10 protein-coding genes are annotated in these 15,293 nt (G+C 66.0%); 8 read left to right on the top strand and 2 right to left on the bottom strand.

Annotated elements, in window-relative coordinates; all coding sequences use genetic code 11:
* Positions 1 to 139: 139 nt before the first annotated feature.
* The 8 genes from JLDANKMP_RS14910 (at position 140) to cueR (ending at position 11,434) form a co-directional block, all read left to right on the top strand.
* Entirely contained in the window at positions 140 to 1,729 is a 1,590-nt protein-coding gene (locus tag JLDANKMP_RS14910; protein WP_212561526.1) for a calcineurin-like phosphoesterase family protein, read from the top strand.
* A gap of 36 nt (positions 1,730 to 1,765) precedes the next feature.
* Positions 1,766 to 2,050 (top strand): hypothetical protein, encoded by a 285-nt coding sequence (locus tag JLDANKMP_RS14905; RefSeq protein ID WP_012480039.1) that lies wholly within the window; start codon positions 1,766 to 1,768, stop codon positions 2,048 to 2,050.
* Positions 2,051 to 2,134: 84 nt separating this feature from the next.
* Positions 2,135 to 3,157 (top strand): glucokinase, encoded by a 1,023-nt coding sequence (locus JLDANKMP_RS14900; protein WP_212561525.1) that lies wholly within the window; start codon positions 2,135 to 2,137, stop codon positions 3,155 to 3,157.
* A 51-nt stretch (positions 3,158 to 3,208) separates the two neighbouring features.
* A complete protein-coding gene (locus tag JLDANKMP_RS14895) occupies positions 3,209 to 4,207 on the top strand; it encodes a N(4)-(beta-N-acetylglucosaminyl)-L-asparaginase (RefSeq protein ID WP_212561524.1) in 999 nt (332 codons plus the stop codon).
* The gene (locus tag JLDANKMP_RS14890) at positions 4,204 to 4,935 is read left to right on the top strand and encodes a copper homeostasis protein CutC (RefSeq protein ID WP_012480042.1); all 732 of its coding nucleotides are present in this window, start codon (positions 4,204 to 4,206) and stop codon (positions 4,933 to 4,935) included. The genes JLDANKMP_RS14895 and JLDANKMP_RS14890 overlap by 4 nt, the downstream gene beginning before the upstream one ends.
* A 399-nt stretch (positions 4,936 to 5,334) precedes the next feature.
* On the top strand, positions 5,335 to 8,292 hold the full coding sequence (locus tag JLDANKMP_RS14885; RefSeq protein ID WP_212561523.1) for a TonB-dependent receptor: 2,958 nt from the start codon (positions 5,335 to 5,337) through the stop codon (positions 8,290 to 8,292).
* 173 nt (positions 8,293 to 8,465) lie between these two features.
* Complete coding sequence (locus JLDANKMP_RS14880) at positions 8,466 to 10,967, top strand: heavy metal translocating P-type ATPase (protein WP_212561522.1); 2,502 nt, start codon at positions 8,466 to 8,468, stop codon at positions 10,965 to 10,967.
* A gap of 11 nt (positions 10,968 to 10,978) precedes the next feature.
* Positions 10,979 to 11,434, top strand: coding sequence for a Cu(I)-responsive transcriptional regulator (cueR, locus tag JLDANKMP_RS14875; protein WP_005409440.1), 456 nt, complete (start codon positions 10,979 to 10,981; stop codon positions 11,432 to 11,434).
* A 79-nt stretch (positions 11,435 to 11,513) separates the two neighbouring features.
* Here the strand turns inward: cueR and JLDANKMP_RS14870 are convergent, their stop codons facing one another.
* Together JLDANKMP_RS14870 and JLDANKMP_RS14865 are read right to left on the bottom strand one after the other, a co-directional pair.
* Entirely contained in the window at positions 11,514 to 11,708 is a 195-nt protein-coding gene (locus tag JLDANKMP_RS14870) for a heavy-metal-associated domain-containing protein (RefSeq protein WP_005409441.1), read from the bottom strand.
* A 203-nt stretch (positions 11,709 to 11,911) separates the two neighbouring features.
* Positions 11,912 to 14,989: a TonB-dependent receptor gene (locus JLDANKMP_RS14865; protein WP_212561521.1), complete on the bottom strand. Its 3,078-nt coding sequence runs from the start codon at positions 14,987 to 14,989 to the stop codon at positions 11,912 to 11,914.
* Positions 14,990 to 15,293: the final 304 nt, after the last annotated feature.

Raw genomic sequence — 15,293 nt, 5'->3', positions numbered from 1 at the left:
GCCGCTGGCCGGCAAGCCCCGGATGCCCGACGTTCATGAGGCTGCCGGCCAGCGGCCGGCACTACCGGCATGCGTCATCGCGTGCGCGATGTCATCAACGGAATCTACAATAGGCGGTCTTTCTTTACCCGGACCGCCCATGAAACTGCCTGCCGCCTGGCTGTGCTGCCTGTTGCTGACCTCGCCGGCCTGGGCCGCGGACACCGTGGTCACCGGCAAGGTCTATCTGGAGCGCGACGGCAAACCCGGCCGCGGTGCGACCGATCCGGGCCTGGCCGGCGTGCAGGTCTCCAACGGCGAGGCCATCGTCAAGACGGCTGCAGACGGCAGCTACAGCCTGCCGGTGCGTGATGGCCAGACCGTGTTCGTGATCAAGCCCGATGCGTATTCCTTCCCGAAAGCGGCCGACGGCCTGCCTTCGTTCTGGCGGCACTATCGCCCGAACGGTTCGCCGGCGTTGAAGTACGGCGGCATCGCCGCGACCAGCGACGTCACCCGCAACTGGGATTTCGCCCTGCAGTCGGATCGCCATGACAGTCGGCGCGGCTTCCAGATGCTGGTGTTCACCGATTCGCAGACCGCCAGCCTGAAGGATATCGGCTACTACCAGCAGGCGATCGTCGCGCCATTGGTGGGACAGACCAAGGCGCGCATGGGCACCACCCTGGGTGACATCGTCAACGATGACCTGACCCTGTATCCGGCGATCAACAAGGTCACCACCGGACTTGGCGTACCGTGGTTCCACGTGCCGGGCAACCACGATCTCGACTTCGATGCGGCCAGCGACGAACACTCGCTGGACAGCTGGCGCAACTTCTACGGTCCGGACACCTACGCGGTGGAAGAGGGCGGCGCCAGTTTCGTGTTCCTGGACGACGTGGTGTACGACCCCAAGGCCAAGCCGAAGTACATCGGCGGCCTGCGCGAAGACCAGTTCGCCTTCCTCGCCAGCTACCTGAAGGGCCTGCACAAGGATCGCCTGCTGGTGCTGGGCATGCACATCCCGCTGTTCGACGCGGCGCCGGGGCGCGAGACCTTCCGCCATGCCGACCGCCAGCGCCTGTTCGACCTGCTGAAGGACTTCCGCAACGTGCTGGTGCTCAGCGGCCACAGCCACACCCAGCAGCACGTCTACCATGGCAAGGCCGAGGGCTGGAACGGCGAAAAGCCGCTGCACGAGTACAACGTGGGTGCCAACTGCGGTGCGTTCTGGTCAGGCGTGAAGAATGCCGCCGGCGTGCCGGACAGCACCATGAGTGATGGCACGCCGAAGGGCTATGCGTTGCTCGACGTGGCCGGCAATGGCAGCTACAGACTGCAGTACCGCGTGGCCGGAAAACCGGCCAGCGAGCAGATCGGCCTGCATGCGCCGAAGGTGCTGCGCCAGGGCGCCTACCCGGCCTGGGGCATCTATGCCAACGTCTACATGGGTGAGGATGCCAGCGTGGTCGAGTACCGCGTCGATGGTGGCGCCTGGCAGCCGATGAAGCAGGTCAGCCAACCCGATCCGCGCCTGATGGTGGAGAACGTGGCCGACGATCTTGCAATCAGCCTGCGTGGCTACGACCGCTCGCCGGAGGCCACCGCATCGCCGCACCTGTGGCGTGGCGCGCTGCCGACCGATCTGGCCGTGGGCAGCCACAAGGTCGAGGTGCGCTCGACCCAGCCCGACGGCGCGGTGTTCACCGCCAGCACCAGCTACAGCCTGCAGACTGCCCAGCCCTGATCCACGGCGCCGCTGCCCAACGCGAAAGGACCCCGCATGGATATCCGCTTCATGGCCGGCACCACGCCGGTGACCCTCAGCCGCCACTGGTTCACCGGCGCGATGCAGTTGCAGAGCGCCACCGAGACGGTCTGGGTGCAGCACCCGCTGCATCCGGGCACCCACTTTTCGTTCTCGCTGGTACAGTCGTGGCTGCGCCACATCGCCGGCCATGAAGTGCTGGTCGAGCGCACCCGGCCGCTGCTGTTCGCCGGCTTCCGCCCGCAGCGGCTGCGCGTGCTGGTGGATGGTGTGCAGGTGGCCGAACAGGAAGGCATGTAGGCCAACCTGAACCATCGGCGCGCTAGGCAAAGCCGCCCCGATGCCTGAGAATCGGGGCGATTCAATCGATCCAAGCAGGCCAGCGTGACCATCGCAGCAGCGTCCCCGGTTTCCTCCGACTCCGCCCGCGGCGGTCTTCCACGCCGTCTGGTCGTTGCCGATGTCGGCGGCACCTTCGCCCGCCTTGCGCTGGCTGAAACCCAACCCGGCCAGGCGCCGCTGCTGGGCAGCCATCGCACCTATGCCTGCGCCGAGCATCCCAGCCTGGCGGCGATCCTGGCCGATTTCACCGCCGGCCTTGGCCAGACGGTGCAGACCGCGGTGGTGGCCATTGCCGGCCTGCTCGATGGCGATGTGCTGATCAATTCCAACCTGCCATGGACGGTTTCGCTGTCGGCCACCCGCGCGCAGTCCGGGTTGGGCGAACTGCAGCTGATCAACGATTTCGAGGCGGTGGCGCTGGCCATCCCCTATCTGCGGCCGGACACGCTGGTGCCGCTGAACGGCGATGCTGATCCGGCGCAGGCATTCCCGGCGCTGGTGCTGGGTGCCGGTACCGGCCTGGGCGCCGCACTGCGCTTTGCCGACGGCGAGCGCCCGGTGCTGGCCAGCGAGATCGGCCATGCCGCGCTCGGCGCCGGCAACACGCTGGAATTGCAGGTGCTGGGCAAGCTGCTGCAGCGCTGGCCGCACGTGGACAACGAACGCGTGCTGTCCGGTAGTGGCCTGATGAACCTGTACCCGTGCCTGTGCGAGCTGCGCGGCGTCACCCCGGTGTGGACCAGTACCGAGGCGCTGATCGGTGCCGCCCGCAGCGGCGAGGATGCACTGGCGGTGGAAACGCTGCAGGTGTTCTGTGCCTGGCTGGGCAGCCTGGCCGGCGACGCGGCGATCGCCGTCGGTGCGCGCTCGGTGTACCTCGCCGGAGGTATTTCCGCGCATGTGCAGGATTTCCTGGCCGATGGCCGCTTCCGTGAGCGCTTCCTCAACAAGGGCGTGCTGACCGAGGTGCTGCGCCAGGTGCCGGTATGGCGAGTGGAGCACGGCCAGTTGGGCGTGCTCGGCGCAGCGGTCTGGCACGCCGCACGGCAGCCCACGCACGACTGATCGGCAGGGTCGGCATCGGGCCGGCCGTGCATTGCAGACTGGGAGGGGAAGATGGTGGATCGCAGGCAGTTCCTGCAGGCCGGTGCACTGGCCGCAGGCATGGCGGCTTTGCCGGGCGTGCAGGCGCACACGCAGGGTGGGGCCAAGGTGGTGTCGACCTGGGACTTCGGCGTACCGGCCAACCAGGCCGCGTGGAAGGTGCTGGCGCAGGGCGGCAGCGCGCTGGATGCGGTGGAAGCGGGTGCACGCTGGGCCGAGAGCGAGCTGTGCAACCCTACCGTCGGCCATTGCGGTAATCCGGATCGCGACGGCGTGCTGAGCCTGGATGCGAGCATCATGGATGGCGATGGCCGTTGTGGCGCAGTGGCCGCGCTGGTCGACATCCTGCATCCGGTGTCGGTGGCCCGCAAAGTGATGGAGAACAGCCCACACGTGCTGCTGGTGGGCGAGGGCGCGCAGCAGTTCGCGATGCAGCAGGGTTTCGAGCGCAAGCACCTGCTGACGCCGCAGGCCGAAGCGGCCTGGCGCGAGTGGCTGAAGACGGAGAAGTATCAGCCGCAGATCAACGCCGAGCGCCGTGGTATTCCCGGCAACAGCGACAACCACGACACCATTGGCATGCTGGCGCTGGATGCCAAGGGCCACCTTGCAGGTGCCTGCACCACCAGCGGCATGGCCTGGAAGCTGCACGGCCGGGTCGGCGACAGCCCGATCATCGGTGCCGGCCTGTATGTCGACAACGACGTGGGCGCGGCCACTGCTTCGGGCGTGGGTGAAGAGATGATCCGCAACGCCGCTTCGTTCCTGGTGGTCGAACTGATGCGCCAGGGGCGCTCGCCGGCACAGGCCTGCCGTGAAGCCATCGACCGCGTGGTGCGCAAGCGCCCCGAAGCGAGCAAGACATTGCAGGTCTGCTTCCTGGCCATGAACAAGCAGGGCGAGGTGGGCGCCTACGCGTTGCATCGCGGCTTCGTCTACGCCGTGTGCGATGCGCAGCGCCGGGATGACCTGCGCGACTCGCCGTCGATCTACACGAGCACCCAGGCGTGAGCACGCGGCTGACCCTGGAGGTTGCCAGTAACTCGCTGGCTTCGGCGCTGGCCGCCCAGGCCGGCGGCGCCGACCGCATCGAGCTGTTCGACAACCTGGCCGAGGGAGGCACCACGCCGTCGTTCGCCACCATCGCGCTTGCGCGCGAACGCCTGTCGATTCCGCTGTTCGTGCTGGTGCGACCCCGCCCGGGCGACTTCCACTACGACGCGCTGGAAACCGAACTGATGCTGCGTGACATCGCGCAGTGCCGCGCGCTCGGCTGCGATGGCGTGGTGATCGGTGCGCTGGATGTGCAGGGCGGCATCGACGTGGCGCTGTGCCGTGAACTGGTGCAGGCTGCAGGGCCGCTGCAGGTGACCTTCCATCGCGCCTTCGATGCCGCCCGCGATCTGCCGGCGGCACTGGAACAGGTGATCGAACTGGGTTGCCAGCGCGTGCTGACCTCGGGCGGCCAGGTCAGTGCCGAGGCCGGTGCCGATGTGCTGGCGGGCCTGGTCACCCAGGCGGCGGGACGTATCACGGTGATGGCCGGCGCCGGGCTGGGCCCGGCCAATGTCGCCGCCGTCGCACGACGCAGCGGCTGCACCGAACTGCACGCCTCAGCCAAAGGCCTGCGGCGCTCGGCGATGCAGTTCCAGAACCCGGACCTGCGCGGACTGGACCCGGACTGGAGCCAGACCGCCACCGCGACCGTGGCCGCGCTGCGACAGGCGCTGGACGGCTGAGAGCTGGCCGGGGTCGGATCCCTTCGCAGAAGGGCTCTGACCCCACTCGACGCAATCGGGTCAGAGCCCCTCTGCGAGGGGATCCGACCCCGGCGCTGTCCTACGCCGGACAAATCCGTTCCGCGCGCGATTGTCGCGATCGTGTCATTGACGTGTGCTCTGTTCTCTCAGCGATGTTTCGCAACCCTTTGATTGTTCTGGATGCCGGCGGCCGATAGCGGCATTCCCTCGGGCATTGCTGCATCGCCGCATGCCCGGCGTGGTTCAGCTGTGCTTTAGTTTGGATCGATCCACAGGGGAGGGCGTCGGACGGTCTTGAACCGATCCAGGTGCCCGGATCAGCTGTAGTGCCGCGCCACCACCCGTCCGTGCGTCCACACTTTCGAAGAGCAACCACCCATGGCTCAGATCGTCCGCAAGCGTCGTCACCTGCTGTCCCAGGCCCTGGTCCTGGCCCTGTTGCCCCTGGCTGCCAGCGCGCAGGAGGCCGCCAGTTCATCCACCAAGGATCTCGACGCGGTCACCGTCACCGGCTCGCGCATCAAGCGCGCCAGCGTCGAAGGCCCGGCACCGGTCAACGTGATCACCGCGGCGCAGATCCAGAAGGAAGGCTTCGTCAGCGTGTACGACGCGCTGAAGACCCTCACCGAAGCGACCGGCACCGTCGAAGCCGCTTCGCAATGGGGATCGCACACGCCCAATGCCAGCGGCCTGAACCTGCGCGGGATGGGCCCGAACCGCTCGCTGCTGCTGGTCAACGGCCGTCGCGTGGCCGACTACCCGCTGCCCTATGGCGGTGAAACCAACTTCTCCAACTACGGCAACATTCCGGCCGCGGCGGTGGAGCGCATCGAAGTGCTGACCGGTGGCGCCTCGGCCATCTATGGCTCGGATGCGATCGCCGGCGTGGTCAACGTCATCCTGAAGACCAACTACGACGGCGACGAAGTGCGCGTGCGTGGCGGCACCTCCACCGAGGGTGGGCGCGACACCTGGGACCTGTCCTGGGCCGGCGGCAAGACCGGTGACAACTGGAGCGTGACCTACGCGCTGCAGTACACCAAGCGCGATCCGTTGTTCGGCCGTGACCGCCCGCAGATGGACGACGCCGATGATGCGCCGTACCCGTCCTGGAACATGGAACAACGCAAGGTCGGCTTCCGTCCTACCGCCGGACTGGCGTTGATCGATCCGACCACGGGCCAGCGCCTGGCGCCGCCCACCGGCACCTGCGAGAAGTTCGGCAGTGAGTACTACACCGCCGATCGACTGGTCTACAACTACGCCGCCAACACCATCACCAACACCGGCCGCCTGTGCGGCATGAGCGCCGACTACGCCAACTGGCTGCTCACCGGCGGTGCCGAGAACGTGTCCGGCAACCTGTATGCCACCTTCGATTTCAGCAATGACCTGCAGGCCTGGACCAACCTGGCGGTGTACCGCTCCGAAGCGATCTGGGGCACCAATCCGCCCGGCGTGTCGCTGGTCGACGATGACAACGGCTACTACTGGGACGCCAACCGCAACCGTCCGATTCTTGGCGTGCGCCAGTTCACCCCGAATGAGGTTGGCGGGCTGGATACGTTGCGCAACACCAACCGCGAACTGTCCTGGGACTGGAGCGCCGGCCTGCGTGGCCGCCTCGCTGACCGCTTCGACTGGAGCGCCACGGTGGGGCGCTCGTACTACCGCGTGGAAGAGCGGCAGAACGTGGTCGACAAGCAGAAGTCGTACGACTACTTCCTCGGCCCGAAGCTGGGCACCACGGCCGATGGCGAGGCGATCTACGCCTTGAACGAATCGCGCTGGTGGAATCCGCTGACGCCGGACCAGTACTGGCAGATGGGTACGGTGGCGAAGAACCGTGCGGCGTCCTGGGTCAACCAGGCCTCGGCCGATATCACCGGCGAACTGTTCCAGGGCTGGGCCGGCCCGATCTCGTTCGCCGCAGTGGCTGAAGTCGCGCAGCAGGGTTATCACCTCAGCCCTGACCCACGTGCCGGCATCGACTTCGACCTGCAGAACGTCGATCGCGGTGGCGGCGAGCGCACCCGCTATTCGGCCGGCGTCGAGTTCAAGATTCCGCTGCTGGACAGTGTGACCGCCACTGCGGCCGCGCGCTATGACCGCTATGGCAACTACAAGGCCGACGACAGCAGCGAAGCACTGAACATCGGCAGCCAGAAGGAAACCACCTGGAACGTCGGCCTGGAATGGCGCCCGGTTGAATCGCTGCTGGTGCGTGGCTCCTATGCCACCAGCTTCCATGCGCCGGACATGCATTACCTGCTGGGCCAGCCGAGCAGCTCCGAAGTGCAGACCTATGACCGCCTGCGCTGCATCCAGAGCGGTGCCTACCTGGTCAACAACTGCGGCGTGGGCAACACCGATGTCTGGTACACCTTCGACGTGAACCGCCGTGGCACGCCGCTGCTGCGCTCGGAAACCGGTGATTCGTGGACGGTCGGTTTGGTCTGGGACGTGATGCCGAACCTGTCGGTCAGTGCCGACTACTGGGCGATCAAGCTGGAAGACATGATCGTCGACGTCGGCGCCGATGAGGTGCTGGCCAGCGAGGCCGGCTGCCTGACCGGCAAGAACATCGATGGCACGCCATGGGCCAATCCGGCCGGTGGCGAATACTGCGCCGGCATCCTGGCCCGCGTGAACCGTGACGGCAGCGGCCGCCTGGTGTCGATCGAGCGCGGCCCGTTCAACCTGGCCAGCCGCGAAGTACGTGGTGTCGACCTGACCGCACGCTATCGCCTGGAAACCGCGCAGTGGGGCAGCTTCCAGCTGGGCCTGAACTACACCAACCAGATCTCGACCAAGGAACAGCGCTACGCCAACGACCCGAACCCGGAACGCCGCGACCGCGACCTGCGCAGCAAGCTGCGCGCGAGCCTGGCCTGGCAGCGCGGCAACTGGAATGCCAATGTCTATGCCGACCGCGTGGGCTCGGTGCCGGGCGTGCGCTACCACTGGGGCACCGACCGCCTGGACAACCCCGGCGGCTGCCTTCCGTTCGCCGACGGCTACGTGCCCAGCGACAGCCCGTCGCTGAACTGCCTGGAGCCGGCGACACGTCCCGACGGCTCGCCGAACCCGAACCCCAATGCCGGGCAGCAGACGGCGCGCTACTACGGTCGAGTGGGGCCGTTCATCACCTGGAACTTCAACGTGGGCTACCAAGTGACCGAACACGCGAAGGTAAACGTGTACGTCAACAACGCCTTCAACGCCGCCAGCTGGAACCACAAGGACCCGTACAAGCTGGATTACGACTTCGCCCCGACCCGCCTGCTGGGCGCGGTCGGCCGCGAGTTCGCGTTGGAGTACGTGTTCACCTTCTGAGCAGACCCGCAGGGGGCGCCGGGCCTGATCCGCCTGGCGCCTCCGTCCGCTCAGCAGTTCCACGCCATGCGTGGATGAACCCCATCATGAACCCCGGGGTGGCTGGATTTGACCTTCCCACGATGGCAAGGTTTAGCCTGTCCGCATCCAAAAGGAACCCCGGGAATCCGATCATGAGCACGCCCCGCGCCACTGCAGCCCCCGCAAGCCCTGCCACCATCAGCCTGCCCATCGAGGGCATGACCTGCGCCAGCTGTGTCGGCCGGGTCGAGGCGGCGCTGTCCAGGGTCGAAGGCGTGGGCAGTGTTTCGGTCAATCTGGCCACCGAGCGCGCGGATATCCGCCCGTCCGGTCCGGTCGATCGGGCCGCGTTGATCCAGGCGGTGGAGCGGGTGGGCTACGACGTGCCCCCCGCCACCGTTGAACTGGCCGTGGACGGCATGACCTGCGCCTCCTGCGTGGGCCGCGTGGAGCGCGCGTTGCTGGCGGTGCCAGGCGTGAGCCAGGCCAGCGTGAACCTGGCGACGGAGCGTGCGACCGTGCGCGGCGTGGCTGATACGGCCGCCTTGGTTGCGGCCATCGACAAGGTCGGCTACGCCGCCCGCCCGATCGAGGCCGGTGTGCAGTCCGATGATGAAGCCGCTGAAAAGAAGGATGCCGAGCGCGCCGAACTGAAGCGCGACCTGATCGTGGCGACCGCGCTGGCGCTGCCGGTGTTCGTGCTGGAGATGGGCTCGCACCTGATTCCCGGCATGCACGAATGGGTGATGGCCACCATCGGCATGCAGGCCAGCTGGTACCTGCAGTTCGTACTGACCCTGCTGGTGCTGGCCATTCCCGGCCGCCGTTTCTACCAGAAGGGGTTCCCGGCACTGCTGCGGCTGGTGCCGGACATGAATTCACTGGTGGCGGTGGGCACCGCCGCGGCGTTTGGCTACTCGGTGGTGGCGACCTTTGCACCGCGGCTGCTGCCGCCGGGCACGGTGAACGTCTACTACGAAGCGGCCGCAGTGATCGTTGCGCTGATCCTGCTCGGCCGCTTCCTCGAGGCCCGCGCCAAGGGCCGTACCTCCGAAGCGATCAAGCGTCTGGTCAATCTGCAGGCCAAGGTCGCCCATGTGATCCGTGACGGCCGCACCGTCGACATCCCGGTCAATGAAGTGCAGAGCGGCGACATGGTGGAAGTGCGGCCGGGCGAGCGCGTGCCGGTCGATGGCGAGGTGGTTGAAGGGCGCAGCTACATCGACGAATCGATGATCAGCGGCGAGCCGATCCCGGTCGAGAAGCAGCCGGGCAGCAGCGTGGTGGGCGGTACGGTCAACCAGAAGGGCGCACTGACGGTACGTGCCACGGCGGTGGGCGCGCAGACCATGCTGGCGCAGATCATCCGCATGGTCGAACAGGCGCAGGGCTCGAAGCTGCCGATCCAGGCGGTGGTCGACAAGGTCACGCTGTGGTTCGTGCCGGCAGTGATGCTGGCCGCGCTGGCGACCTTCCTGGTCTGGTTGATCTTCGGGCCGTCACCGGCGCTGAGCTTCGCGCTGGTCAATGCGGTGGCGGTGCTGATCATTGCCTGCCCGTGCGCGATGGGGTTGGCGACGCCGACCTCGATCATGGTCGGGACCGGCCGTGGCGCTGAAATGGGTGTGCTGTTCCGCAAGGGCGAGGCGCTGCAGCTGCTGAAGGACGCGCAGGTGGTGGCGGTGGACAAGACCGGTACGCTGACCGAGGGCCGCCCGCGCTTGACCGATCTGGAGATCGCCAGCGGTTTTGATCACGGCACGGTGCTGGCGGCGGTGGCGGCGGTGGAGTCGCGCTCGGAGCATCCGATTGCCCGCGCCATCGTCGATGCAGCCACCGAGCAGGGCATCGCGCTGCCGTCGATGGTCGATTTCGAATCGGTCACCGGCATGGGCGTGCGTGCCAACGTTGATGGTGCGCGGGTGGAGGTCGGTGCCGATCGCTTCATGCGCGACCTGGGCGTGGACATCACTTTGTTTGCGACGCTGGCGGCAGAGCTGGGCACCCAGGGCAAGTCGCCGCTGTATGCCGCCATCGACGGCCGCCTGGCCGCAATCATCGCGGTATCCGATCCGATCAAGCCGAGCACGCCGGCCGCAATCGCGGTACTGCATCAGCTTGGCCTGAAGGTGGCGATGATCACCGGTGACAACGCTGGTACCGCGCAGGCAATCGCGCGCCAGCTCGGCATCGACGAAGTGGTGGCCGAGGTGCTGCCGGAAGGCAAGGTCGAGGCGGTGCGCCGCTTGAAGGCCACGCATGGCCATGTCGCCTTCGTCGGCGACGGCATCAACGATGCGCCGGCACTGGCTGAAGCCGATGTCGGCCTGGCCATCGGGACCGGCACGGATATCGCAGTGGAATCGGCCGATGTGGTGCTGATGTCGGGCAACCTGCAGGGCGTGCCGAATGCCATCGCGCTGTCGAAGGCGACGCTGGGCAACATCCGGCAGAACCTGTTCTGGGCCTTCGCCTACAACACCGGGTTGATTCCGGTAGCGGCCGGCGTGCTGTACCCGGTCTGGGGCGTGCTGCTGTCGCCGGTGTTCGCGGCCGGTGCGATGGCCCTGTCCAGCGTGTTCGTGCTGGGCAACGCGCTGCGCCTGCGCCGCTTCCAGCCGCTGATGGCGGATGCCGCCGCTGCCACCCACTGAAGGAGATCCGCATGAACATCGGTGAAGCTGCCAAGGCCTCCAGCGTGTCGGCGAAGATGATCCGCTACTACGAACAGATCGGTCTGATTCCCGCTGCTGATAGAACCGAGTCGGGCTACCGGGCGTATTCGCAGGCGGACATCCACCGTCTGCGCTTCATTCGCCGCGCGCGCGATCTCGGCTTCCAGGTGGCCGAGATCACTGATCTTCTGGGCCTCTGGAATGACACCTCGCGGCACAGTGCCGACGTGAAGCACCTGGCCGAACAGCACATTGCCGATCTTGAACAGCGCATCGAGCACATGCGGCAGATGGCCGACACGCTGAAATCGCTGATCAGTTGTTGTGCCGGCGACGAGCGCCCGGAGTGCCCGATCCTGCAGCGGCTGGGTGAGGACGATCAGACGCCGGTGCCGGTCGATACCGCGAAGACCGGTGCGGTGCGGCGGCGTACGCACAAGCATTGACTCGATATCGCGCGCATGAAAAAGCCCGCCGGGTGCAGCGGCACCGGGCGGGCTTTCCTGTGTGAGACGAGGTAGGGGATCAGGCAGTACGCGGCGGGAAGCCTGCGTCGTTCACTGCGGCGAAGACGTCTTCCTGCGATGCGGTGGTCTGCACCTTGACCAGGCCGGTCGGCGGGTCGGCGACCACGCTGGCGTTGGGATCGATCTGCTGGATCGCACGGGTCACGCTGCGCGCGCAGCCGCCGCAGGTCATGCCATCGACATGGAATTCCATCTGTAGCTCCTTCGGTGCTCTTGGGGTAGAGTCAGTGTGCACCTTCCAACGATGTCAGGGTCAAGCGCCGGGCTGAACGAAAGGCAAGGCGCCGACAAAAAAAACGGCAGCCACCTGTACCAGCGCGGCTGCCGTGGAGGAACGTCCCCGCCAAGGCGGGGCGTGGGTTGCACCGGGGCACGCCCGGGCAACCCGGTGTTGCCTTAGAACTTCCAGGTAGCGCCGAAGTACAGCTGGCGGCCTGCATAGGTATTGGAGATCAGGCGTGCCTTGGTGTCGCTTCCCAGGTGCACGCGCTGCTCGGACTTGGTGGCATTGATCACCGAGGCGGTCAGTGTCCAGTCCGGGGTCAGGTTGTAGGCCACGTTCAGGTCCAGCTGGTCATACGGCTCGGTGTAGACGGTGAGGCCATTGTTGAGCCCACCGACCACCTGGCCGCGACGGTTGAACGAGGCGCGCGCGAGGAACTTGTCGTTCTCGTAGAAGACCGTCACGTTGGCCTGGTTCTTGGCGCTGCCGACCAGCGGCGAGGAGCCGATTTCCTGCCCGTCCAGAACAATGGAAGCCAGGTTGGTGTCGTTGTAGGTGTAGTTGGCCTGCACGCCGAAGCCGAAATCGAAGGTGTACTGGCCATACAGCTCGACGCCCTGCGACACACCATCGCGGCCATTGGCCTGGGTCTCGTAGCGCTGCACGTTCACCGCTTCACCGTTGATGACCATCGGCGTGTCGCGCACCACCGGCAGGGTGAAGTTGTCCACGTTCTTGCGGAACAGGCTGACGCCGGCGACCGCGCCCGGCTGGAAGTACCACTCCAGGCCCAGGTCGAACTGGGTGGCCTTGAACGGCTCCAGCTGCTTGTTGCTGCCCTGGCCGACCCAGCCTGCGGTCGATGCGCCACCGGCAACGCGGCGATCATTGACGTACTCCTCGCTGTAGTAGCTCAGTGCGCCCGGTGCTGCGATGTCGGTGTAGCCAGGGCGGGCGATCACCTTCGATGCGGCACCACGCAGCACCAGCGTGTCGGTGATGTCCCATGCAATGTTGAAACTCGGCAGCACGTCGGTGTAGGTGCGGTCCACGCCGATCAGGCTGTAGGTCTTGCTCTGTGCCAGGTCATGCGGCAGGCGCACGAAGCCGCTCTCGCAGCTGTAGGTCGGGTAGGCCGCAGCGGCGGGATCGGTGCACGCCATCGGCGCGCCGGACGCGTTGTCCAGGAAGTAGTCGTTGAACTTCTCGATCGAGTCGGAAGACTGCGCGAACTGCTTGGTGCGCACCACACGCACGCCGACATTGCCGCGCAGGCGCTCGGTGCGGAAGTTGGCCTGGAAGTAGCCGGAGTAGATCTTCTCGTTGACGTTGTAGACGAAGTCTTCCTCGGTACGGTTGTGCGAACCACCGTAGGTCTTGTTCAGATAGTCGATGTACGCCGGGTAGTTGATGCCCGGGAACACGTTGGCATTGAAGCCACCGGCAATGTTGCTGATCGGGTTCGACAGGAAGAAGCCGGGCTGCGCATCGCCGGCAGTCGGATCGCAGCCACTCTGGTAGCGGCTGTTGTCATAGTCGGCCGGGTCACGGCCCGGGCATACCCAGTAGGTGTTGCCGGTGTTGCGGTGGACCTTGCCATCACGGTACTTGGCACCGAACTGGATCGAATCCAGCCAGCCGGACTCGAACAGCTTGGTCACGTCGGCCTGGAAGTAGTTCTGCTTGACCTCGGTCCGCTTCCACGACGAATCGGTCGAGCCGGTGTCGACTTCGGCGATGCCGTTCATCAACTGCTGCTGCAGGTCGGGCGAGAAGGTGGCAGACGGCGTGCCGGTCAGGTCCCATGCGCTGTACTGGTTACCGGACAGGTAGTCGTTGCCGACCTTGCGGCGCGGCTTGGCCGACATGCGGAAGTTCATCGACGGACCACCTTCAGACCAGGTGCGGCCACCGGTGAACGAGGCCTTCCACAGCGGGCTGATGTCCCAGTCGATGGTCAGGTCGGCGGTCTGCGACAGCGCCTTTTCCTTGCTGTAGCCACCGGTCAGCTGCGGTGTCGGAATCGTGCAGTCGTCCGGACCCCAGCCGCCGGGCTTGAGGCCGGCGGCCTTGGCCTGGTCTTCGCTGCAGTAGTAGGTCTTTCCGGCCAGCTTTTCGAACTGGGCACCGGTGACGGTGTTGCCGCTGGGGTCGAAATCCAGGCCGTTGAGCAGGCGGCCGCCGGCCCAGTTTCCGTCGCCGTTGAAGCGGGCCATGCTCCATTCCGGAATCTTCAGCATGTTCTGGGTGTAGTCACCCTGCAGCTCGAAGCGGAAGTAGTTGGCGGTCATCGTGACGTTGTCGACCGGCTTGAACTGGAAGGTCAGCTGGCCGCCCTTGCGCTCGCGTTTTTCTTCCTTCACGGCGAAGTTGACCGAGGTCGGCATGAAGAAATCGCTGTAGTTGCCGCCGGTCTGGTTGTTGAAACCGGACTTGCCCCACCAGTAGTGGATGCCATCCTGCTGCTGCACGTTGCCATAGGCGTCGCGTGCCTTGCCGGCGCCGTACCACTGGTAGTCCTCGGTGCTGGCTTCCATGGTACGGGTCGTGCGCTTCTGCTGCGTCACGCCGACCAGCACGCCGAAACGCTCATCCTTGCTGTGCCACGAATACAGGGCCGAGGCCTGCGGGTCGATATCGTGGTGGGTATCGGAGGAGGTGCCCTCGAGCGTGACGAAGCCCGAGTTGGACTCCATGTCCAGCGGACGGCGGGTGTGCAGGATGACCGTGCCGCCGATGCCGCCTTCGTCGATGCGTGCTTCCGGCGACTTGAACAGCTCGGCGCTGGACAGCATGTTCGACGGCAGCAGGGTGTAGTTGAACGAACGGGTGGCTTCGTCGTTGGTTTCCGACGTGGCCACGTAGTTGCCATTCAACTGGGTCAGGGTCAGGTCCGGCGCAAGGCCGCGCACGCTGACACTCTTGCCTTCACCACCGCTGCGGGTGATGACCACGCCGGGCACGCGCTGCAGTGCGTCGGCCACGTTCTTGTCGGGGAACTTGCCGACGTCCTCGGCGGTGATCACTTCGACAACGGCGTTGGCGTCGCGCTTCTGCTCAAGGCTCTTTTCGATGGCGTAGCGGTAGCCGGTGACCTGGACGCTGTCCAGGTTGTTGGCTTCCTGCGAGCCGCTGGTGGTTGCCTGCTGCGCGGCGGCGCCGGCCGGAGCGACGGCGGCGGCCAGGGCCAGCGCGACGGCCAGCGACAATGCGTCTTGGCCATGCGTACGTGTTGAATGCTTCATTCCCATCTCTCCCTCTCTCCTGGATTGATCCGGTGACGTGGCACGGACAACTTGAATCGATCTAATTTGAAGTGACATTGTCGCTATCGCCATGCAGTGGCAGTTTGCACCGTGCGCGTGGCCTGGTACGTCCTGTTGCCGCTCCCCCAACTCCCGGCCATCGCAATGTCGTCTTGGATCGATCTAAGCGATGGGCGGGCGTTTTTTAGCATGGGTCGCCCGTGGGCGCATGCTGCTCCGCAATATGGTACTGGCGTGGCGAAGGAATGACGGTTTGCTGAAAACAGTGAAATCGTTTTCGTGCGCAGGG

The organism is Stenotrophomonas sp. PE591, assembly GCF_018320795.1.
Classification (GTDB): Bacteria; Pseudomonadota; Gammaproteobacteria; order Xanthomonadales; family Xanthomonadaceae; genus Stenotrophomonas; species Stenotrophomonas maltophilia.
This window is presented reverse-complemented; position numbering and strand designations above follow the sequence as displayed.

Bases quoted from the DNA above. Each gene is read 5' to 3' on its own strand.
- JLDANKMP_RS14910 (WP_212561526.1), top strand. From the start codon at position 140: ATGAAACTGCCTGCCGCCTGGCTGTGCTGCCTGTTGCTGACCTCGCCG.
- JLDANKMP_RS14905 (WP_012480039.1), top strand. From the start codon at position 1,766: ATGGATATCCGCTTCATGGCCGGCACCACGCCGGTGACCCTCAGCCGC.
- JLDANKMP_RS14895 (WP_212561524.1), top strand. From the start codon at position 3,209: ATGGTGGATCGCAGGCAGTTCCTGCAGGCCGGTGCACTGGCCGCAGGC.
- JLDANKMP_RS14885 (WP_212561523.1), top strand. From the start codon at position 5,335: ATGGCTCAGATCGTCCGCAAGCGTCGTCACCTGCTGTCCCAGGCCCTG.
- JLDANKMP_RS14880 (WP_212561522.1), top strand. From the start codon at position 8,466: ATGAGCACGCCCCGCGCCACTGCAGCCCCCGCAAGCCCTGCCACCATC.
- cueR (WP_005409440.1), top strand. From the start codon at position 10,979: ATGAACATCGGTGAAGCTGCCAAGGCCTCCAGCGTGTCGGCGAAGATG.
- JLDANKMP_RS14870 (WP_005409441.1), bottom strand. From the start codon at position 11,708: ATGGAATTCCATGTCGATGGCATGACCTGCGGCGGCTGCGCGCGCAGC.
- JLDANKMP_RS14865 (WP_212561521.1), bottom strand. From the start codon at position 14,989: ATGGGAATGAAGCATTCAACACGTACGCATGGCCAAGACGCATTGTCG.